The organism is Glutamicibacter sp. B1 (assembly GCF_039602135.1).
In the GTDB taxonomy this organism is placed as follows: Bacteria; Actinomycetota; Actinomycetes; order Actinomycetales; family Micrococcaceae; genus Glutamicibacter; species Glutamicibacter ectropisis.
Genome location: NZ_CP125942.1, coordinates 1,449,165 through 1,470,367, shown reverse-complemented (window position 1 = coordinate 1,470,367; position 21,203 = coordinate 1,449,165). Strand labels below are relative to the sequence as shown.

The 21,203-nt window shown below is 54.9% G+C and carries 14 protein-coding genes; 1 reads left to right on the top strand and 13 read right to left on the bottom strand.

Annotated features, from left to right (window positions below; translation table 11 throughout):
- Nucleotides 1-17: 17 nt before the first annotated feature.
- From QMQ05_RS06855 to QMQ05_RS06815, 9 genes are all read right to left on the bottom strand, one after another.
- Entirely contained in the window at nucleotides 18-1,043 is a 1,026-nt protein-coding gene (locus tag QMQ05_RS06855) for a glycosyltransferase family 2 protein (protein ID WP_345474094.1), read from the bottom strand.
- Between the two features lie 68 nt (nucleotides 1,044-1,111).
- Nucleotides 1,112-2,647 carry a lipopolysaccharide biosynthesis protein gene (locus tag QMQ05_RS06850; protein ID WP_345474092.1) on the bottom strand — a complete coding sequence of 512 codons (1,536 nt, stop codon included), beginning with the start codon at nucleotides 2,645-2,647 and terminating at the stop codon, nucleotides 1,112-1,114.
- Complete coding sequence (locus QMQ05_RS06845; protein WP_345474090.1) at nucleotides 2,644-3,831, bottom strand: glycosyltransferase family 4 protein; 1,188 nt, start codon at nucleotides 3,829-3,831, stop codon at nucleotides 2,644-2,646. The genes QMQ05_RS06850 and QMQ05_RS06845 overlap by 4 nt, the downstream gene beginning before the upstream one ends.
- Nucleotides 3,828-4,997, bottom strand: a complete 1,170-nt coding sequence (locus QMQ05_RS06840; protein ID WP_345474088.1) for a DegT/DnrJ/EryC1/StrS family aminotransferase — start codon at nucleotides 4,995-4,997, stop codon at nucleotides 3,828-3,830. Before QMQ05_RS06840 ends, QMQ05_RS06845 begins: the two co-directional genes overlap by 4 nt.
- A 9-nt stretch (nucleotides 4,998-5,006) precedes the next feature.
- Nucleotides 5,007-5,642 carry a NeuD/PglB/VioB family sugar acetyltransferase gene (locus QMQ05_RS06835; RefSeq protein ID WP_345474086.1) on the bottom strand — a complete coding sequence of 212 codons (636 nt, stop codon included), beginning with the start codon at nucleotides 5,640-5,642 and terminating at the stop codon, nucleotides 5,007-5,009.
- A gap of 1 nt (nucleotide 5,643) precedes the next feature.
- Nucleotides 5,644-6,798: a DegT/DnrJ/EryC1/StrS family aminotransferase gene (locus QMQ05_RS06830; protein ID WP_345474083.1), complete on the bottom strand. Its 1,155-nt coding sequence runs from the start codon at nucleotides 6,796-6,798 to the stop codon at nucleotides 5,644-5,646.
- Nucleotides 6,799-6,844: 46 nt separating this feature from the next.
- Nucleotides 6,845-7,867: an SDR family NAD(P)-dependent oxidoreductase gene (locus tag QMQ05_RS06825; RefSeq protein ID WP_345474082.1), complete on the bottom strand. Its 1,023-nt coding sequence runs from the start codon at nucleotides 7,865-7,867 to the stop codon at nucleotides 6,845-6,847.
- Nucleotides 7,864-8,964 (bottom strand): Gfo/Idh/MocA family protein, encoded by a 1,101-nt coding sequence (locus tag QMQ05_RS06820; protein ID WP_345474080.1) that lies wholly within the window; start codon nucleotides 8,962-8,964, stop codon nucleotides 7,864-7,866. The genes QMQ05_RS06825 and QMQ05_RS06820 overlap by 4 nt, the downstream gene beginning before the upstream one ends.
- Nucleotides 8,964-10,493 (bottom strand): sugar transferase, encoded by a 1,530-nt coding sequence (locus QMQ05_RS06815; protein WP_345474078.1) that lies wholly within the window; start codon nucleotides 10,491-10,493, stop codon nucleotides 8,964-8,966. The genes QMQ05_RS06820 and QMQ05_RS06815 overlap by 1 nt, the downstream gene beginning before the upstream one ends.
- A gap of 479 nt (nucleotides 10,494-10,972) precedes the next feature.
- Here QMQ05_RS06815 and QMQ05_RS06810 point away from each other — a divergent pair, with 479 nt between their 5' ends.
- Nucleotides 10,973-12,646, top strand: a complete 1,674-nt coding sequence (locus QMQ05_RS06810) for an FAD-binding dehydrogenase (RefSeq protein ID WP_345474076.1) — start codon at nucleotides 10,973-10,975, stop codon at nucleotides 12,644-12,646.
- A gap of 439 nt (nucleotides 12,647-13,085) precedes the next feature.
- Here the strand turns inward: QMQ05_RS06810 and QMQ05_RS06805 are convergent, their stop codons facing one another.
- From QMQ05_RS06805 to rfbB, 4 genes are all read right to left on the bottom strand, one after another.
- Nucleotides 13,086-15,782 (bottom strand): LuxR C-terminal-related transcriptional regulator, encoded by a 2,697-nt coding sequence (locus tag QMQ05_RS06805; RefSeq protein ID WP_345474074.1) that lies wholly within the window; start codon nucleotides 15,780-15,782, stop codon nucleotides 13,086-13,088.
- A complete protein-coding gene (locus tag QMQ05_RS06800) occupies nucleotides 15,779-18,385 on the bottom strand; it encodes a response regulator transcription factor (protein ID WP_345474072.1) in 2,607 nt (868 codons plus the stop codon). Before QMQ05_RS06800 ends, QMQ05_RS06805 begins: the two co-directional genes overlap by 4 nt.
- A gap of 352 nt (nucleotides 18,386-18,737) precedes the next feature.
- Nucleotides 18,738-20,156 (bottom strand): dTDP-4-dehydrorhamnose reductase, encoded by a 1,419-nt coding sequence (gene rfbD, locus QMQ05_RS06795; RefSeq protein ID WP_345474070.1) that lies wholly within the window; start codon nucleotides 20,154-20,156, stop codon nucleotides 18,738-18,740.
- Nucleotides 20,156-21,172, bottom strand: a complete 1,017-nt coding sequence (gene rfbB / locus QMQ05_RS06790) for a dTDP-glucose 4,6-dehydratase (protein ID WP_345474069.1) — start codon at nucleotides 21,170-21,172, stop codon at nucleotides 20,156-20,158. Before rfbB ends, rfbD begins: the two co-directional genes overlap by 1 nt.
- Nucleotides 21,173-21,203: the final 31 nt, after the last annotated feature.

The window sequence follows — 21,203 nt, the reverse complement described above, 5'->3', positions numbered from 1 at the left end:
CAATGTCTGTCTGGCTACTAGTACACGCCGAAGCTTCGCCAATGTCGCTGGCGATATTCCCATATGATCCGCCGGCCTGCCCGACGGAAGAAGACCGGTATCGCTTTGAGCATCGAATTACGGGGCACCTGCCATGCGGCCTGCACCGATGCGAGCACCGCACGTTGGTTCTCGTTGAGGTTTAGCCCCTGAACCACACTGATCATCTGGGTAAAACCTTGAACGTCAGGTACACCGAGTTGAAGTTGGACGCGAAGCGATTTCAGCCCTCCGTCGAATAGCGCTTTATCCGTCAGAGAACGCATCTTCGCTACGCGATCAGCAGGAGAAGTCATCCAACTAAAGAGCGTTTCAAAGACCTTGGCGCGTTCAGCAAGATCAACTGCATCGTTGACCTTGCGCGCCGAAAGACTTTGGGCGTGGTCTCTATGCCAGGCTTGATCAGCGCCTCGGATAAACGCAACGTCGCTGACACTGGCGATACGAAGCCACATTTCCATGTCGTGGCCATGCGGAAGGTCCCGTTGCCCACCCACTTGTCGGACTATCGACATACGCATCAGTACCTCAGGTGAGGTAATGACGTTCACGCCGGCACGGCACCGTTCTTCAACCCAGTCCATGCCAGACCAGAGCGCCCATCCCTTCACCTGCTGACGTGCGGCAGGTCGTGATGAGCCACTGAAGTGTACTGGGTGACCGTAGACCAGCCCTACTTCGGGGTGTACTTGGCAGACATCGATTGCCCTGCGCAAAGAACCGGGTGTCAGCAGGTCATCGGCATCGAGACGGACAAGATATTCACCCGTGGCATGCTCCAAACCATGGTTAAAGGTGTGTACAGGTCCGCGATTGCTGGCATTGGACAACACCACGACCTCGGCGTGCTCGGCTGCCAGGCTCTGCGCTACCGACAGACTGTTATCTGTCGAGGCGTCGTCAACGATAATTACTTGAGTATTCGCTCCGACTTGAGAAATAACGCTGAGGACGGCTTCAGGAAGAAAGTTCGCGTAGTTGTAGCACGGAATTACTACGCTCACGGTCGGCAGGTCTTTACCGACTATCTGTTGTGCGGGGGAAAACCTTCCCCGCCTGTTTTTAATGAACATTATTTTCCACCTTCAAGGGGAAGGGCCACAGCAGAAGCTGATGGCTGCGGCTGAAGATCTGGTTGCACAGTTCTCGGCTTCTCACCGTGTTCACGCAGTAACCGTAGGCAACGTCTGAACCAGCCATAGAGCATCGACACATAAGCCAATCCACCTACCAGCCCGCCCAGTAGCAGGCGCCAGAAGTCCCCCTGCACCAGATTCATGGCAAGCCACGCGACAAAGGCCGTAGGTACTGCGGCCAGCACAGGGATCAGAAGCTGGCGTACAACCAATCCCATATCTGTATGGCTGAAGTGCAGCGCCACGAAGTATGTCGGGATGACTGCCACGAGGGCTACTGCCATATGGGCAAGGCCTGCCCCCAGTGAGCCATCGCGTGATACCCAAAAGAAAAGTGCCGGCCCGAGCGTCACCAACCAGATCAGTTGCACTACCAGCACGGTCGAAGACTGCCCCTTGGCGAGCAGGTACGACGCAAAAAGGTCAAAGAGCATTCGAAAGGCGCCAAAGACTCCCAATACCATGAGGATCTGGGCTGATTGCGCCCAGCGATCACCATAGACTAGGCGCACCACCGGATCAGCTAGAAGGGCTAGCATCACCCCTGCGAGTAGCCCGAGCGCCCATACCGGCCCCACCGCTACTCCTAGGCTCCTATCCTTGCCATCATCGACGACACGTGCGAATGCCGGCAGCGACAGTGAACGCACCACCTGCCCAATCATGCTCATCGGCCAATTGGAGACGTTGAAAGCTAGGTAATAAAAACCCAAAGCAATCGGCCCAGCCAGACGTGAAATGGCAATGTTGTCGATATTCAGTAAGAGCCAGGAAAGCATATTTGCTGCTGCTACGGGCAGTCCAAAACGGACAATTGCCGGTGCTAGCGACTTGTCGAAGCCAAAGTGGGGCCGTACTCCGGCAAGTACGAATTGGGCAATGAGAGTACACAGCTGGGCAGCTATACGTCCCACGGCCAGAGCCATGACACCCCACCCCAGCAAGACCAGCACGATGGTAATAGTGTTGACCACTATGAAGTCGAGCGCGCTGATTCCAAAGAGTCGTTTTTGCTGGAAATCTCGTTGCAATTTTGCGTAGGGAACCACACCCAGGCCAGCGAGGAAGAGGGACAGGGACATCACAGCGATGACCGGTCCGGCATCGGGGTTACCCAAAAGATCGGCGGTCGGCTGCGCCGAGAAAAACATCAGAATGAAGAGTGCACCACCGGTCACCAGACCAAGGGTTGCAACCGTAGGTTCCATGGCTTTGTAGTTTGGTGAGCGGATTAGGTCTGTACTGAGCCCAAAGTCGGCCAAGGTCATCAGGACCGCTTGCACTGTCAACGCGATCGCAAAAACACCAAACTGCTCGGGTGCCAGAATCCGGGCAAGGAAGATCCCCATGGCAAAATTTCCGACACGGAGCACGAAGGCATTCAGGGAGCTCCACAGCAGCCCGCGACGAATCCCGTCACCTAGATTGATGTTTTCGCCGGTTCTCTGATCAGAGTCTGGTACCTGGCTCATGTTGTGCCTCGCGAAATGAGCTTCCGAGATGCAAGGAACTTGAGATAGTCGAAGGTCGATTCGGCCAAGCTTCGAGTTTCGTCCAGCAGATTCGGTGGTGTCTGTCCCGCTCTCTGGTAGATCTCTTCCAAGTCTTCGGCCGCGCGCGTTAGGCTGAACCGTTGGACTGCGAGTTCACGTCCCCACGCACCTAATCGTGTACGCAGTGTTGGGTCACCGGACAACAGTTCCACTAGTTGTTCGAGGCCCAGTTCACCGGAGCCACCTACCCCATAGAATCCTTGCACGAGGAATTCAGGAAGACTTCTATCATCGAGTAACTTCCAGTACCCCTGTGCACCTTGCACTATAAGAGGTTTGCCGAAAGAAAGTGCCTTGAGCGCTGAACTTCCCATGCCCAAGCAAATATCGGATTGCGCATACAGCTGGCGAGGGTCCGGCATATTGCCAAGAAGCACGACAATTTCCGCTCCCGCCGTTTGGTTTGCCTCATTAGCGGCGTCTCGTACCCTGTCCATGGCTTCGCCGTCCCCCGCAATAACCAGTCGCACAGAACGGGTAGTAGCCAGTTTTTGAACCACGCTCATGGCTTGGATAATTCCGGAGGCCTTGTCCAATTCATCGGTCACTCGACAGACCATGGACACCAGCAACTGGTCCTCACTCGACCTAAACGTTGGGGTTTGGGTGGCGAGTGCGAGGATTGAATTGGCGTCGGTGTCAATGGGCGGTTCCATGAGGTACACCGGTCCCGGTCGATGTGCGACTTGGCTTCGCAACTGTTCGGTACCAACGATCAATGGGACGGAACGAGGTAAGAAGTCTGGAATGTCCATGGACAATATGGTCATGACCAAGTGGAAATCTCGGCGTACAAACCTTCCGTAGAACGCGGCGAGGCTGGGCGCCCATTCATAGGTGTGCACCAGATCGGCCTTCCAGCTCAACGACAGCTGATTCAGTGCCCTTACCCATTTGCGCGACAACATATTGGCAGGAGGGCTGAGAACATGTTGCAATCCAAGATTCGCCACCTGGGTGCTCAAGGGTCCTGGAGGCGCGAAAATTATGACTTGGTGGCCGCGGTCCTGAGCCCGAGCGGCAAGTTCAATCGCATTGAGCTGACTGCCACCCATTTCTAATTCATGCGGACAGATGATCAGTCTGAGGGGACGGGCGCTCATTGCTGCACGACCCTCATCAGCTCATCGACGACTCGCAGCTGTTGTTCCCTGGTGATGTGCGGGTACAGCGGTAGGGATAGGATCCTGCCGGCAGCGTGCTCGGTGACAGGGAAATCTCCTGCCTTGTATCCCAGGTGTGCGAAGGCTTGCGTCAGGTGCACCGGATACGGGTAATGGATTCCCGCGCCAATACCTGAAGCGTTGAGTTCCGCCACCACGCGGTCGCGGTCTTCTACCTGCACCACATACAGGTGCCATATGTCTTGATTGCCCGCGGCTTGTTGCGGCAAGGTGACCCCTGCGACCCCGGTTAGCAGTTCCTCATAACGCGCGGCTGCTTGGCGGCGCAGCTCATTCCAATGCGCTAACCGCTCTAGCTTGGCGTTCAGCACCACCGCTTGGATGGCATCTAGTCGGGAGTTGCGCCCCAGACGTTCGTGAACGTATTTGCTGCGGCTTCCGTGTGCAGCGAGCATCCGCACTTGCGTGGCGAGTTGGTCATCATTGGTGAGTACCGCTCCAGCGTCCCCAGCCGCTCCCAGATTTTTCCCCGGGTAGAAACTGGTGCCAGCAATGTCCCCCAGCGTGCCCGCAGACTGTCCAAAGCGGGTGGCGCCCTGTGCTTGAGCAGCATCCTCAATGATCACGGCTCCACAGGATTGCGCGAGTGGGGTCAACTGCTCAACAAAGGCGGTTTGCCCGTATAGATGCACTGGCATAATGGCCCGGGTATTCGCTGTGATCGCGGTGGCTACGGCTTCCGGGTCAATCAGTAAGTATGTGGGATCCACATCCGCTAAAACCGGGCGCGCTCCGGTCAGGCTAATGGCTTCAGCCGTAGCAATAAAGGTATTGGCAGGGATGATCACTTCATCGCCGGCTCCGATACCGCAGGCACGCAAAGCTAGCTCTAGGGCGTCAGTGCCATTACCTACGCCCACGCAATGTCCTGAGGAAAGGAACTGAGCGTAGTCCTGTTCAAATCGGGTGACTGCTTCCCCACCAATAAATGCGGTATGAGAGAAAATATGACCTAATCCGGCATCAACCTGTCCTTGGACTTCGCGTTGTTGCGCGGCGAGATCAACTAACGGAATGTCTTGGTAAGTTGGTTCCTCTGATAATGCCGTGGCAGAAATTCCTGCTTGTTCTTGAGGCGGTGTCATCGCTGGCTCCTATACCGTGTGCACTGAGGCGTAGAGCATGGCCGCTGGAGTGCCCACCCAGGTCTGCCCCGCAGGAATGTCTTCTAACAGTGCTGAGCCCATGCCGAGCACCGTGTCATCACCCAAGCTCAGGTTTTCGCGTACCGTGGCATTTGATCCGATATAGGCCCGGTGTCCTACCTTCACGGCACCTGCCAGGGTGGCCCCAGCCGCTAAGGTTACGTAGTCCCCCAGCGAATCATCGTGGGTCAGCAGGGCATGCGGCATAAGTACCCCATGACGGCCAATGCGCACCGCAGTGGTAGCGACGCATCCGGCCAACACGATGCACCCGGCACCCAATAGTGTTCCGGCGCCAAGAAACGCCGAGTAATGCACGTGGGTGGCGTAGCGAGAATCATCTAGGCCTAACCGCGCGGCAATGGCATCTCGACTCCGGCCCTTCCCAGCACAAATCAACAGTTGCTCATCGCGTTCACGGGCCAGGTCAATTCCGCCCAAGACGGGCACCTGCCCCAACATCTTCCCGTGCAGTGATGGATTGTCATCAAGCATGCCCACCACTTCGTGATCCCCGGTGGATTCAATGGAAGCTAAGGTTTCGCGGGCTAGCCCGCTGGCGGCCACCAAGAGTATCGAAGCCATATTAATGACCACCAATAACACTTGATACGGGCGAGAGGACGCTGAAGATCACGCGCTCTTGATCTTGTTCCGCTAGCTCGTGGTACAACGGCAAAATCAACGTATTCGCGGTGAGCCTTTCGGTGACTTTTAGATCGCTGATGATCCCTGAATGCCCAGCATAGGCTGGCTGCAGGTGAGCAGCCATGATGCCGCGGCGGGCAGAAATGCCATCGTTAGCCAGCTGGGCCAAGAGCTGCTCACGATTCAGCGCATACTCCGGTCCTACCTCTATCCAGAAGGACTGGTAGTTCGTTGTCCCATAGCTTGGGTCACTAATACAGCGCAGTCCCGGAACATCGGCAAAGGCCTTCTGGTAGCGTGCAGCAAGTTCCCGGCGGCGAGCCACCATGGTGTCCAGCTTCTCCAACTGAACTAGGCCAAGGGCAGCCTGCAAATCCGTCATGCGGAAGTTGTAGCCAATTTCCTTATAGCTTTCAGCTGGTGCCAACGTGGAGTTGTGACGATCGGCAGCCGAGACATCCATTGAATGTTCACGTAACTGACGCGCGCGTTGGGCCCACTGCAGGTTGTTGGTGGTGAGCATGCCACCTTCGCCAGTGGTCAAGAGCTTGCGTGGATGGAACGACCACGCGGACACGTCCGCGCCGACTCCTACCGCAGTTCCACGATAAGTTGATCCTGCGCCGCAGGCGGCGTCTTCAATGAGGACCAGATCCAACTCATCACAAAGCTCCCGCAACGGCTGAAGATCCAGCGGCATACCGCCCTGGTCCACCACGATGATGGCAGTAGTTTTCTCAGTCAGCACCGCACGGACTGTCTGCGCTGTGACGTTCCCGGTCAATTCCTCAACATCCGCGAACACTGGACGGGCACCAACATAAGTCGGTGCGTTAGCGGTAGCCACGAAGGAGAAGGATGGCACGATGACATCATCCCCAGCTCCCACCCCGGCAACCAACAAGGCCAGGTGCAAGGCGGTGGTGCAACTGGAGGTTGCCACCGCGTAATCCACCTGTTGATGCGCGGCGAAAGCTTCTTCAAAAGCTGCGGTCCGCGGCCCCTGCGCTACCCATCCTGAGGCAATTACCTCGGCGACTGCGTCGGTCTCGGCTTGTCCCAGCCATGGTTTCATCACACTAATGCGATTCATGATTCTTTTCCCCCCCAAAAAATCAGTATCTGCTTATTTGTTTGCGTTATTTGTTTGCGCCGATGGGCGTGGCTAAGGCACGTCCGGCGGCAACTTCTTCACGCAATGGTTTCCACCATTCAACGAGTGTGCGCAGTCCTTCTTCTAACCCGATACGGGCCTCGAACCCCAGGTCTTTACGCGCAGCGCTGGTGTCAGCCAGGCGCCGAACCACTGAGTTCACCGAGCGTTCTGGACCGTATTCGATGCTCAAATTCGAATCCATGACGCGCAGTAGGCTTTGTGCCAACTCTTTGAGACTGGTTTCGGTGCCACTGGCGATGTTGTACACGCCTTCGGAGATAGAGCTGCTGGCTGCCAAGAGATTCGCTCGGGCGATGTCTTGTGACACTACGAAGTCCATGGTTTGTGAACCATCACCAAAAATCAGTGGCGGCAGGCCGTCGGCAATGCGTTCCATCCAGCGCACCAGCACCTCGGTATAGGCACCGTGAACATCCATTCGCGGACCATAAACGTTGAAGTAGCGCAGCATCACGTAGTCCAGGCCGTACATGGCGCGGAAGGACTTAAACAGTCCCTCGTTGAAGGTCTTCGCGGCACCGTACAGGGTGTCATTATTGTATGGATGGTGACGTTCAGTGGTGGGAAATTCCTCGGCCATCCCGTACACCGATGCGCTTGAGGCTGCCACAATTTTGGGCACTTTGGCTTCCACCGCTGCTTCCAGCACGTTGAAGGTGCCGTTGACCATGACGTCCACCGCCAGACGTGGTTCTTCGGCGCACTGGGTAATGCGAATGGCCGCCTGATGGAAGACCATGTCTTGGCCCACCATCACTTCGCGCACCAACTCGCGGTCGGTGATATCCCCTACGTAGAGGGTGACCCGGCCACTTTCCAGAGCCTTGGCAATATTGCTGCGCCTTCCGCGAACCAGATTATCTAATACGTCAATATGTGCGGCTCCGGCGGCGAGTAGCTGGTCCACAATCTCAGAACCGATAGTTCCGGCCCCTCCGGTGACTAAGAATTTTTTCCCGGCAAGGGACTCGATCGTTGCGTTCATCGTTGATTCTCCATCACAAGTGTTTGGCTGTTGTTGGTTTGCTCCCCGTGGGAGCGTTGTGCCAACGAGTCGTTAGCTGCTTCAAGCACCTTGAGCACGCGCAATGCCGAAAGCCCATCCGTGGGTGGCCGATGAGATCCCCTGATGCTGGCGGCAAATTCTGAAATCATCAGACCCAGTGGCTCGAATTCGGAGAGCGCCGGTGACCAGGTGTCTCCCAACCGGTAGGAAATCGTGGCACCTTTGCGGTCTTCGGCATCGGAGCGAATCATTTTCTGTCTATCCAGATCCACTCCACGGTCAAAGACGGTGAGTCGCTGTTGTGGGTTCAAGTCATCCCACACCAGGGTTTTCTTGCTCCCACCGATGACCATCTGACGAATCTTTGTGGGAGAGAGCCAATTGACATTAATATGTGCCAGAATCCCGCTCTCCAATTCCATCGATAGATAACCCACACAGGATTTGCCCGCATGCAATGGGTCAGAGCCCAAAGCGGTGACGGTGCGCGTGTTGAGTCCGCCGGGAATGACAAAGTCCAGGATGGACAGATCATGGGGTGCAAGGTCCCAGAAAACATCCACGTCTGGTTGAACCAGGCCAAGGTTGATTCGGGTGGAATCGATATAGAGCAGCTCCCCTAATTCGCCGGCTGCTAACAGTTCACGAATTTTGAGCACTGCCGGGGTGTAGCAGTAGGTGTGGTCTGCCATGAGTATGGTTCCGGCGTTGGCTGCTGACTGGACCATCTGGGTGCCGTGCGCGCTGTTGTCGGCCAGTGGCTTTTCTACCACTACGTGTTTGCCAGCAGTAATCGCCTGCATGGCAATCTTGTGGTGGGTATGTGCCGGGGTGGCGATAGCTACGGCATCGATGTCGTAGTCGGCGAGTAGCTCATCGAGTGAACCAACCACGGCTGGGTTTCCGGTTTTGCGAGCTAAATTTTGGGCCCGTTCGAGGTCTAAGTCGCAGATGGCCACCAGTTCCCACTCGGTGCTCATGGCAAAATTGCGGGCCAGATTAGGGCCCCAATACCCGGCACCGACTACGGCCACGCGTAATGCCGGGTAAACAGAAATATCGGCTGCAATACTCATCAGTACGCTCCTTCGGGTTTGATCATGACGTGGAAAGTGCGCCAGATAATGCGCAGGTCGCTCAGTACCGTCCAGTTCTCCGCGTAGTACAGGTCAAGGCGTACGCTTTCCTTCCAATCCAGGTTTGACCGGCCGCTGACCTGCCACAGTCCAGTCACTCCGGGTTTGAGCAGCAAACGACGGCGAGTGTGACCCTCATATGCTTGGACCTCGGTGAACAGTGGCGGACGCGGGCCGACTACTGACATGTCTCCGAGTAAAACGTTGACAAACTGGGGTAACTCATCCAACGAATGTTTGCGTAGCCAATGACCAGTGCGGGTTATTCGCGGATCGTTTTTCAGCTTAAAAAGTGGGCCTGAGCCTTCGTTGAGATCTTTGAGATCCGCGAGGCGTGCTTCGGCATCTTCGACCATGGTGCGGAATTTGAACATCGTGAAAGCCTTGCCATCTTGTCCGGCTCGTTCTTGACGGAAGAAAATCTTCCCTGGGCCTTCGCGACGGATCAGCAAAGCGATCACCATGAATACTGGTGACAGGGCCAGTAGGGCAGCTGAAGCAAAGAGGATATCGAAGCCTCGCTTGAGCAGGTACCGTGCACCGGTGAACTTGGCTAAATCCACGTGCATCAGCGGCATCCCGTCCAGTGGCGTGGTGCGCACGCGACGGCTAGCCACCCCGGTCAGTGATGAAGCAACGATGAGCTTGGTACCGGTCTTTTCAAGGCGCCAGCTCAGCTCCTGCAAACTTTGGTTTCCGCCAACTAAAGGTCCTGCGACGATTACTGAGTCTGCGTGTAGACGTTGGAGTTCTTGCTCCAGATCGTTAAAGCCGTATACCAATGGCACCATTGGATTGGATTTGCCGATTTCTTGTTCAGCACTGGGATCGGGTGCACCGTCAAAGAGCACTCCCACGACCCTGTAGACAGGGCCAGATTTTTTGGAAATCTGTTGTAGCGCAAATGATGCGTCACTACCTTGTCCGTAGATCAGGACGTTGCTCAGGGCGAATCCCTGACGGCTGCGGTGGGCAAGCCATTGCCTCCATGACCAGCGGCTGAGCAATAAACTCATCGCACCTACGGGTAAAGAGACCGAGAGGTAGATCCGTAGCGCGTCGACTTGGAGCAAGGAGATCAAGATGCCCAAGACTCCGGCCAAGCACACCGAGCCATAAACCATAAGCTTGTATTCCTGCATCCCCACGGCGACGCTGCCAATTGAGTGAGCTTTGAAGGCCCAGAGGCTGAGCATCCACGCGATGCTCAACGCCAATCCGGCGAGCACATGAAACTGCAGAGTTTGATCGACCAGACCATTGCTCAAGGATTCTTGAGTAAGAGCGAGAACCGGCAGTGCACTCACGGCAACAATGATCAATAGATCCGTGCCAAATATGCGACGCAAGTACAAGTGGCCATCGGCTCGCCGTGTTCCAGTGCTCTGAACCGAACCTGGAGTGAGTACGGCCCATGATCCAAGCGGCGATAAAGATTCTTCACTGATTCGACTACTAATTTGTGACATGTCGTATGCCCACCCCGGCCAGCGATTCAACGCAGCAAGGGTGGTCGCAGACTGGCAACACAAAGATATTCATCTGTATTCCCCCAAGAAATTTGCGAGTTCCCCATTCTTAAACGCAAAAGTGCTGTCCCACGAGCACTCATTCGTTCGCTAGGACTGAGCCTAAAATGCAATGCAACGTTGTGCACGAGTGGAGCGGCACTCCATTGCTCCACAGAGTTCAGGGCAATTACTCGCCTATTACTTGGGTCCTACTCGCTGATTACTTGGATGAACTTTAGACACAGTGTTTTCTCCGCTGGTGTTGCCTTTGGTGGCATCAGGGCACGGTGTTGCCGCTTGATTGGAGCGTTGCGAGCGGTGTTCCTCGAAATCTTGGTATGGCTCAGGTTCTTCCCAAGTGGCACATTATTCGACATATTGGCAGGAGTGGTGGTTCTCCAAGTACGTGCGTTCCGATAATCGAAAAGGTATACAACATGAACGAACAAGCAGACGTCATCATTGTCGGGGCGGGACTAGCCGGGCTTGTCGCCGCAGACGAGCTGCTCAGCAAGGGCAAGCGCGTGGTCATTGTTGATCAGGAGAATTCGCAAGCCTTCGGCGGGCAAGCGTTCTGGTCCTTTGGAGGACTGTTCCTCGTCAACAGCGCACAGCAGCGCCGCATGGGCATCCGTGACAGCATCGACTTGGCTTGGGATGACTGGCAGAACAGCGCACAGTGGGATCGCAAAGACTCTGAGTTGGCAGAAGACCATTGGGCAATGCAGTGGGGGCGATCATTTGTCGAGTTCGCCGGTGGTGAGATGGCCGCGTGGATCCAGGAGAAAGGCATATCGCTGACTCCCATGGTCGGATGGGCCGAACGCGGAGCGCTAACGCAATCAGGGCATGGCAACTCGGTCCCCCGTTTCCACGTCGCTTGGGGTACCGGCACCGGGGTTGTCGGACCTTTTGCCGAGCGGGTGCGGCAAGCAGCGCAGGAAGGACGACTGAAACTGTTGTTCCGGCACCGGGTGGACGAGCTGATTGTGGAGGGCGGTGAATGTCGAGGTGTGGCTGGCGCAGTTCTGGCGCGGGATCATGCAGAGCGCGGACGGCCCACCAATCGCGAGGTCATTGATGACTTCTCGTTGCGCGCATCTTCGGTGGTGGTTGCCACCGGCGGGATCGGTGCGAACCACGAACTAGTGCGGCGGTGGTGGCCCGAACGCTTGGGCACCGCACCGCAGCAGATGCTCACCGGCGTACCAGCATCGGTCGATGGGCGAATGCTCGACATCGTTGCGCAAGCAGGTGGCCGGCTGGTGAACCGTGACCGCATGTGGCACTACACCGAAGGAATCCGAAACCACGACCCGCTCTGGCCCGGCCATGCCATTCGCATCCTTCCCGGACCCTCCGCATTATGGCTCGATGCCCTTGGCCGGCGGCTGCCCAACCCAGCCCTTCCGGGCTTCGATACGCTGGGCACCCTGCGTATCCTTCGCACCGCCCCAGACATCGCCGAGTACGACCATTCATGGTTTATTGCAACCAAATCCATTGTGGCCAAAGAGTTTGCACTCTCAGGTTCCGAACAAAACCCAGACATCACTGACCGCAAACCACTACGCGTGGTCGGTAGCCGCTTGACCAGTCGCATGCCTGAACCACTGCAAGCATTCTTAGACCACGGGGAAGACTTCGTCCAGGCGCCCGACATCCTCTCCTTGGTGAAAAAGATGAATGCCTTGACACCGCAGGCACCGCTGGACCCACAGCGCGTCCTGCAGATTGTGCAGGCCCGCGACCGGGCCATGGCCAACCCCTTTGGCAAAGATGCGCAGGTGATGGCCATTCACAATGCCCGACGGTATCGCGGAGATAGGCTAGCTCGTGTCGCCAAGCCTCACCGTCTCTTGAGCCGTCGTCATGGCCCGCTCATTGCTGTGCGCTTGAGGACACTGACGAGAAAATCATTGGGTGGTATCCAAATGGATTTATCTGGGCAAGTGCGAGATGCCCAGGGTGTAGCTATTCCTGGCCTCTTCGCTGCAGGGGAAGTTGCCGGTTTTGGTGGCGGCGGAGTACACGGGTACAACGCCCTGGAAGGCACCTTCCTTGGAGGATGTCTCTTTACCGGACTGAGCGTGGGGCGGTCACTGAACTAAACAGACAGCCTTAAACGGACACGGTGAGGCTACATGAAGCGGCTGGCCAACAAGAATCAGGCCGAGCAACTTTCAGCACAACACGCAGTTTCACCTTATGCTCAACCACTTCCAAAGTCGTGATCTTCCATGTTTGATCAGAGAAGACAGGCTTTCATTGAGGAACACAGAAGACCCCACACAAACGCAGAGGGGATGGTTCGTGTGGGGTCTCCTGCGGCAAGGAACCGGCAGTCGCGCTGGGGGCAATCCTTGCGGATACGCAGGCCGCCGGCCCCGTTTCTGGGATGAGTCTCGCGGTTTGAGCTCCCTAAGCTGTTGGACGAAGGTGCACAGGATCCAACTGGAATTCACACGTTGTTCTTCGACTCCCAGACTTTACGCTACGCAGGCTTACCGCTGGTTACACGCGTGAGTCTTACCCGAAGATTGCGTACACCTATGTCGTCTCGCCCGAAGGTGTACCCGTTGAAAGCCCAGCATGGTCTAGTTCAGAACGCTCGGATATCCCTAACTTAGAAAAGACTCGATACAGGTGACCCTCAACCGTGCGTTGTGAAACGGTCAAGGTTCGTGCAATCTGCGCGTTATTTAATCCTTGACGTGCCAGATTCACAATTTCAGCTTCCCTCGCCGTAAGTTCAGTCATCGCCAGGAGCCGCTCAATATTTTTCCCGGCGTCAATGCCCTCTTGGTCAATAATCCTGGCAGCACGCCGAAGCAGCGCACCGCATCGTCGTTGGTCTCCTGACTCGGCATACCGTTGAGCAGCACGGGCCCACGCCTCGATAACGACGAGGTATTCCTTTTTAGCCAAGGATTCTTGTGCCAGATCTTCCAATGGTTCGCGCTCAGCGCCGTGACGCAATTGCATCAATCGAGCCATGAGCTGCGGCCGTGCCCCCTCCTGATTGCTGGCTAAATCCAGCAACTCTTCGCGTAGTGCTGATTCGCCCAGCTCTGGATCACTCAGTTGCCGGGACGTTGTGAAAAAACATTCTCGGTTGACCAGCGGGAAGTCGGACAGTGACTCTCCTGGATAGGGCTGCCCCAAACTTGCAGCAAAGCCCCTGGCTAAAATTCTTTGGGCTGAGGATTCTTCCCCCAATTCCCCGGTAGCCGATATGATGCCACTGGACCCGTGGCCCAGGGGCGACGAGGACTGAGCTTTTGGCACGGAGATGTCTAAACGCTTGAGTATCACTCGATAAACGTTCATGGACAATCCGAGAATCTGTGCGGTATCAAGAATCCGTAATTCAGTCACCGCCTGCGCCACTTTGGAAGCGCCTAGGTGCTCTCGACCTTGTAAGAGGTGCTTAACACCATCAAGGAACGATATAGCTCCCTGATAATACTGAATGGACTGAAGTGGCTTCCGACGATGCGAATCGATGTAGGCACTGGCCTTGTCATATTCTCCCAGAAAAAGCATGTTCCACGCCTTGCGGAAAAACACTCGAACCGAGTATCTCGCACGGAGATCCGCTTGCTCTGACAACAGTTCTTCCAAGGGATCCAGGATATCGAGTGCCTGCTGGCACAGTCCTTCGGAACTCAGTGCGTCAGTGAGCATGACCAGCGAAACAAAACGTACACGATCCGGTAACTGTGGGTCGGCAAGCAAGTCTTGTATTTCCGAAACTGCGGGCACTGTGCCCGTTGATGAATTGACTCGTAGCCACAGCCGCACCGCTTTGGAACCCGCCTCATGCAGGATGCGGTATTCCTCGGCGTCAGACCCTTGAGAGTACTTAGCGGTTTGGCTCCCCCAGTCGGCAAGGATCTCTTCAAGTTCTGCGCTATTGGCTTCGATGCACGTGCTCACTTCCATCAACAAGGCGTAAGTTTGCCCCAGGAGATCCAGTCCTTTGATCTTCGAAGTAATTCTCAGGAGCAAGGAACGTGCCGAAATGAGCCTGCCCATGTAAAAGAGGATCTGGGCTTCCAACAAGGCTCCGCGTTCACCACTTTCGGTAATTTTGGAGAGAGCACACAATCGCAAAGCTGATTCGAAGTCCAACTCAGCGATGCATTCCTGCGCCGCCGCCATCACCACTTCAGTAGTGACTGATTCGCCAATATCCAAACACCACAGGATCTCTCGAGCAGTGGGTTTTATGCCCAAAGCTACCGAGGTTGCATGCCATAATTCGTGCAACCGAGCATTCGTTTGTTCAGAAGCCATGCTTCGAGTGATCTCTTGGATGAGTACAGAAGTTAGGGAAACCGTATTTTCTTTGCACAGCAATTGTCCTGACTTCACCATGCGGCGATAAGGCAAACCGCAGGCCTCAAGTAGCTCTGTGGGCTGCGCCCCGGCCAGAGCCAGCAAGATACGAGTATCTTGCTCCGGCTCAGATAGGTAACGACTGAATTCACGACCCAAGGTTTGCAACCGACTATCAACCTTCGGCAATTCTTGAGTCACTACCCACACAGGCTCATGGATCTCATGTTCTTGAGGCAACGTGTCATCATGAAAAAGTAAACCCTGCTCCAAACAAGCGGAGGAATAGGCCTGGACAAGTCGAGGATTTCCGGCAGTGACCTGAGCGATTACTTGCACCGTGCCGCTACCCAGAGTACGGCCAGTAACGCTTTCGGCCACGGCCTTTACTCCACTGTCATTCAACGGTTGTAGCCGCAAGCTGGTAAAAGATTCGAGCTGCGCCAGAGTGCTCAGTGGGCTATCCATATCCAAGTCTGAATCGCCCAGCGCAAAAATCTTCACGTCAGTGTTCTCGATCAACAGGGAAAGCAAAAAGCAAGTCTGAGAGTCCAGGTAATGTGCATCCTCAATCAGCACAATATTCGGATTTCTGGCCTCTTCATGAGAGCCGAAAATACGGTTTAACTCGCGAAGGATACTCACCGGCTCATCTATGGTGTCGAGGGCCGCAAGATACGGGGACAAAACTCCGTAGGGCACAGCCCTGAGCGTCGGTGTGCAGTACAGACTCAGTGTGGGCATGGTAATGCCTGCACCAGCTAGGGCTGCGCGCACCAAGCTGGTCTTGCCCATACCCATTTCCCCGAGGACAACGACTCCTGCAGGGCCCTGTTCTTGCAAAGACCTGAGTACGTGACGATATTCAGTTTGTCGGGTTTCCGCGATGACTTGATGTTCTTTCATCGCAATCCCGCAGTGCGCCGGCTGCTTCGATCCAAGGCCGTGAGTTCTTGCCGATTACGGATCTGTAGCTTCGAGTACACCTGATACAAGTGGCCTTCAACCGTACGGATAGACACTCCGCTGTATTTGGCAATCTCAAGATTAGTTTTTCCGGCGATAGCCATTTTGGCTATTTGCGCTTCCCGCTTGGTCAAGGAACGAGTCCACGACAGTTGAGGCTCCTGGACCATGACGTTAGGTTCCCTTGCCATGGCCTCATCGAGAACCGCTGCCCGCCGCAGGCTATTGACCATACGGGCTAATCTGCGTTGGTCTTTGGCTTCTAACAATGATTCGAACTCACTGTGCGCCGACGCAGCCAAAAGCAGGTTTCCTGTCATGATCAGCTGGTGAAGAGTCGTGGCAAGTTGCGCAGAATCCCTGGTTTCCACCGCTTCAGCAAGCATCAACAAAATACTCCCCAACAGGCCTTTGCAACGGTGTGCAGCACTAAGGAGTTGTGGCAACACGTCGCGGTCCCCGAGCCTCAAAATAAAAGCAAGGGTCAGCGCTTCGAGCAAGACTTGGTCAAACTCTTGGGCGCGCGATACAAAGGCCTTCAGACGTAAGAGCGCTTGTTGCGGTGAACCGAGTTCGGCAATGGCCATTGACGTAAAAATTTCACTGGCCCAGCTGTAAAAGCCTAAAGGAAGCTTATGCCCCGGGCTGACTGGCTCTTGAAGCGCAATCATCTCGGTCGCTTCTTGACGCCGCCCTGAACAAGCCAGTGCATAGGCCAAGACCTGTCCAATGACTGGCTCGAACATCCGATGCCCGGAAACCTGTAACTGGTGAAGGCACGGTTCTAGTTGTTGCAAGGTTGAATCGTGATCATTGCCCAGACCTGTCAAAATTCCGCGGACAATTACGCCATAGGTACTGAGCATGGGATTGCCGTACTGGCCTTCAGATAGTCGCTGGGCACGTACTTCGGCTAAGTTCCAACGTCCAGCCAGCATTTCAGCTTGTAAGAGCAGTACTTCAATTTCTGAAGTATCGCTAGAATCAAGTTCGGCCTTGCGCGAACTATTCATCTCGATACTACGCAGTTGCTCATCAACGTATCGCACTAGTTTCCAGGAGTCGTCTTGTCGGGATTTCCCTGCCCAACTCGCCGCTTGTAGCGCCAAAGCGCGAAGGTGTAATGACTCACTGATCCAGTAAGTGGACGTGACCGGACGTTGCCCATCGAGTACGACTTCCGGCTCAATTTTTCCCTCAGCACTAAACTGCGCTGCAGACTGACTCAGTAAGGCTATTTCTTGGAAGGCAAGATCAAGATTCTCGGAGGAATCACTTTGTGCAATGGCCCGCGCCAATCCTTCTTTAGCTTGCACGATGACATCTCTGGCATCTAACGCTCGCCCCAGCATGGCTAGTGTCCTGGAATGGATCTTGACAATATCTATTCGTGCTCGTGAGTCGGCGCACCATCCGGAAGGTTCGTAGCCATGGACCTTAAATTCATCGGCGACACGAACCAGCGACGCGTAATCGCCCAAATCCCTGGACACGAGAACACTGGTATGCACTTGACTGGCATATGGATCGACATGGAGCCGAGCTAATAATTGAGTTGTTTCTTCAGCTCTTCCTTCGAGATGATCTGCTCTGGCCAAGATAGCCAGCAGCGGAGTCTGTATCCCCACGCTGGAGTCAGATTCAGGGAGGTAACTGACCAGTCCGTGATTCAGGAGTTCATCTAGTTGGTGAGTCATGCCCGTGCGATGAATGTCTTTGAGGTGCACCGGCCCGCACAATGCCAAAGCCTGCAATAGCTCGCGCACCGATGCATCAAGTCTCCTGGTCATCGACTGATACAAGGAGATCGTCGACGGGCCAGCGTCCATCGTTTCGATGTTCAAGGTCCAGGTTCCGTTATGTAGGACCAGTTGTCCTTCTTCTCGCCAAATTTGTATTAGCTTGAGCGAGAGATTGCGATTGCCGCCAGTCAGGTAGCACAATGCTGCGGAGGTGTAACTTGAAACCCTGCTTCCCAGCTCATGTTCTAGGATCTTCTGCGTTTCGTTGATTCCCAGTCGTTGAACGTATTCATGCGCGATTCGACCGGACCTGTACAGCGCAAAGAGGTCCCCCGGGAGATCTTGAACGCGTTGGCAGATGACCGCAATCTTAATCTTTCCCATCGCCGCCAATTGGGCCAGCAGTGACGCTGATTGCTCGTCAATGAGCTCCGGATAACCGAGCACCACTATGGATGCCTCGCCCTGAGAACTGAAAATGCGACCGAGTCCATGGATCAGTTCATGCCTGCTCGGGTTGGGTCCCACTTCGAGTTGTGCAAGGACAAACGACAGCACCCCCAAGGGCACTTTTGTGCCATAGTTGCTGCCGTTCAGCCGAAATTGTTGCGTTGAAACATTGAACTGGCTTACTGCCGCTTCAAGCAGAGCTCGCCGCCCACTACCGGTAGGACCTGAGATGATGATTCCAGCCCGGTGTGGATCGGCAAGTGTCTGCGCGATGTTCTGAATTGGTACCCGCAACGAGTTTGACTCTTGTGTAACTTCACCCGAGTATTTTTGAGCAGTGCGAGTGCCCACGGGTGTTAATGACCGTAAATATTCCATTATTCAAACCGCCCCATCGGTTCGTTTCCCCCATTCGCGGTTGGGTTAAGTTGACCCTTCCGCGTAATCACTCATCCTAAGACTATTCCGAGTGGATTACATCCGATTCAAAGAAATAAAATGAAGATCAATCACTTTTGAAGTCGGTGGACTTCCGCGTTGAACGCGGCTCCTCGACTGCGCAAGAATTGTCAGTTAGCCGGCAACCGCTCATGACTTGGTCACTCCACAACCCAACGGACGTAGTGGTATCGTTCGTCAAGGCCACGGATAGGAATTGTTCACCGACTTGTCGCATACTCGATTTTTACTCGCTGAGGATTTGTTACCTCACGGGTACTCCGCTCAGAAATTCTTTTAACAGGTCCTGAAACGGTTGCTCGATAAATCCGGTAGCGCGCAACTTATTTGTGTTGAAGGTGCTATTTGCAGGCCTCGGCGCCATCAGCGGCTTACCACGTTGGTACTGCTCGGTCGTCACCGGTTGAACCGAATCTGGATCGTATCCACTCATGGAAAATACCTGGCGCGCTACGTCATACCAACTCATGGGCTCGCTCATGCCCTGCATGTGATAGATCCCGGGAGCACTCGCTGATCCAATCAAATGCATGATGCACCGAGCTAACTCGCTGGCGAAGGTCAAACGACCGAATTGGTCATCAACGACCTCAGGAGCAATCCCCTGCTGTGCCAACCGACGCATGGTGGAAACGAAATTATTCCCCTGCCCAATAACCCAGCTGGTACGAACAACATAATGTTCTGCAAAGGCCAGTACCGCCTGCTCGCCGGCTGCTTTACTCTGCCCATAAACACTGATTGGGCTCAGCGGATGATCCTCGTCAACTTCCGTCGAGCTCCCGTCAAACACATAGTCCGTGGACACGTGCACCAACTGCACGCCATGCTGATGAGCAAGTCTAGCCAGCTCACGAACCGCCGTCGCATTCACCTTCCATGCTTCTCTTCGACCTTCAGCTGATTCGGCACGGTCAACTGCGGTCATCGCCGCGGCGTTCACGATATGACTGTAGTCAGAGAAGAATAAGTCTCGGGCGAAATCGGGATCCGACAAATCAACGTCTTGTCTGGATAAGACGGAGATTCGTTGATCATCGTCAGCCAGACGTGCCAAGGCACGACCTAACTGTCCGGTAGCTCCAAGTACCGCAATCTTTTTCGGAAGCACCGGTTTGGCCGATGCCAGCGGCGGATGCTCCCGGTCGGCTTGAGAAAGGACTGCCTCGTCTAGGGCAATGGGCCACGGTATTTGTAGCTGCGGGTCAGCAAGGTTGACGTAGCTGTACTGGCCCAATGATGCCTCAGACCAATGCTCGGTAACGAGGTAGGAATAGACCGTCTCGTCACGCAGAGTTTGGTACGCGTTAGCCACCCCGCGCGGAACAAATACGGCTTCTCCTTGGCTCACCTTTGCGGTAAACACCGCACCGAAATCTGGGCCAGGACGTACGTCTACCCATGCTCCGAAGATCTCTCCGGACAGCACCGAAATGTACTTGTCCCAGGGTTCTGCATGAAAACCGCGGGTGGTGCCACGTTGCTCGTTGAATGCCACATTGTTTTGCACCGGGTGGAAGTCCGGCAATCCAGCTGCCACCATTTTCTCCCGTTGCCAGTTCTCTTTAAACCAGCCCCGCGTATCACGATGTACGGGCATCGACACGAGTTTCAGTCCAGAGATTGCGGTGTCTTGCACTCGTAGTTGCATTGCCTCGACCATTAGCTAGCTGCCTTCATGGCATGAAGCTGTTGCCGATAACGAAGCTCGGTCTGCTCCTTTGCCGGTTCCCACCACGAACGATTCTGCTGATACCAGTGAATCGTGCGTTCCAGGCCCTGTTCCAAGTTTAGATATTGCGGTTCCCAGCCCAGTTCCGAGCGTAGCGCTGACGCATCGATGGCATAGCGCAGGTCATGCCCTGGACGGTCTGGGACCAGTTCAAAGTCATCGGTATCACGGCCCATGAGGCCAAGGATCATGCCCAGCACTTCCAGGTTGCTCTTCTCACCGTCGGCGCCAATCAGATAAGTGCGTCCAGTGTCGCCTACTTCAAGGATGCGTTGCACGGCAGAGGAATGATCACTCGCGTGGATCCAATCGCGCACGTTCTTTCCAGACCCATAGAGCTTGGGTTTAGCGCCCGCCAGTATGTTGGTGATCTGTCGAGGAATGAATTTTTCAACGTGTTGATACGGCCCGTAATTGTTTGAGCAATTTGAGAGCGTCGCTTCGATTCCAAAAGAACGAACCCATGCTTTGACCAGTAGATCACTACAGGCCTTAGTGGCCGAATAGGGACTTGAAGGATTGTAGGGCGTTGATTCGGTAAAACGTTGCGGATCATCCAACTGCAAGTCCCCATAGACTTCATCAGTGGAAACGTGATGCAGTCGCACCCCGTGGTGACGCACTGCTTCCAAAAGTTCAAAAGTCCCTAGAACATTTGAATTGAGGAATTTGCGAGGATCATGCAAAGAATTGTCGTTGTGGGTCTCAGCGGCAAAGTGCACTACCGCGTCATGTTGCGGCACGAGTTCATTGACCAACACGTAGTCGCAGATATCTCCAGCGATAAAGCTCAGGCGTTTTTCGCTAATTCCTTCAAAGGATTGGCGATTGGCGGCGTAGGTCAACTTATCAAGGACGGTAATTTCACTGTCGGAGTGCTCGATCATGTGGCGCACGAAGTTCGCTCCAATGAATCCTGCTCCCCCAGTTACAAGGATTCTTTTCATTTCACCAATGTATCCAGCAAGCTTTCAGCCA

Coding starts and splice junctions, on each gene's coding strand:
- QMQ05_RS06850 (WP_345474092.1), bottom strand. CDS start 2,647: ATGAGCCAGGTACCAGACTCTGATCAGAGAACCGGCGAAAACATCAAT.
- QMQ05_RS06845 (WP_345474090.1), bottom strand. CDS start 3,831: ATGAGCGCCCGTCCCCTCAGACTGATCATCTGTCCGCATGAATTAGAA.
- QMQ05_RS06840 (WP_345474088.1), bottom strand. CDS start 4,997: ATGACACCGCCTCAAGAACAAGCAGGAATTTCTGCCACGGCATTATCA.
- QMQ05_RS06835 (WP_345474086.1), bottom strand. CDS start 5,642: ATGGCTTCGATACTCTTGGTGGCCGCCAGCGGGCTAGCCCGCGAAACC.
- QMQ05_RS06830 (WP_345474083.1), bottom strand. CDS start 6,798: ATGAATCGCATTAGTGTGATGAAACCATGGCTGGGACAAGCCGAGACC.
- QMQ05_RS06825 (WP_345474082.1), bottom strand. CDS start 7,867: ATGAACGCAACGATCGAGTCCCTTGCCGGGAAAAAATTCTTAGTCACC.
- QMQ05_RS06820 (WP_345474080.1), bottom strand. CDS start 8,964: ATGAGTATTGCAGCCGATATTTCTGTTTACCCGGCATTACGCGTGGCC.
- QMQ05_RS06815 (WP_345474078.1), bottom strand. CDS start 10,493: ATGTCACAAATTAGTAGTCGAATCAGTGAAGAATCTTTATCGCCGCTT.
- QMQ05_RS06810 (WP_345474076.1), top strand. CDS start 10,973: ATGAACGAACAAGCAGACGTCATCATTGTCGGGGCGGGACTAGCCGGG.
- QMQ05_RS06805 (WP_345474074.1), bottom strand. CDS start 15,782: ATGAAAGAACATCAAGTCATCGCGGAAACCCGACAAACTGAATATCGT.
- rfbD (WP_345474070.1), bottom strand. CDS start 20,156: ATGGTCGAGGCAATGCAACTACGAGTGCAAGACACCGCAATCTCTGGA.
- rfbB (WP_345474069.1), bottom strand. CDS start 21,172: ATGAAAAGAATCCTTGTAACTGGGGGAGCAGGATTCATTGGAGCGAAC.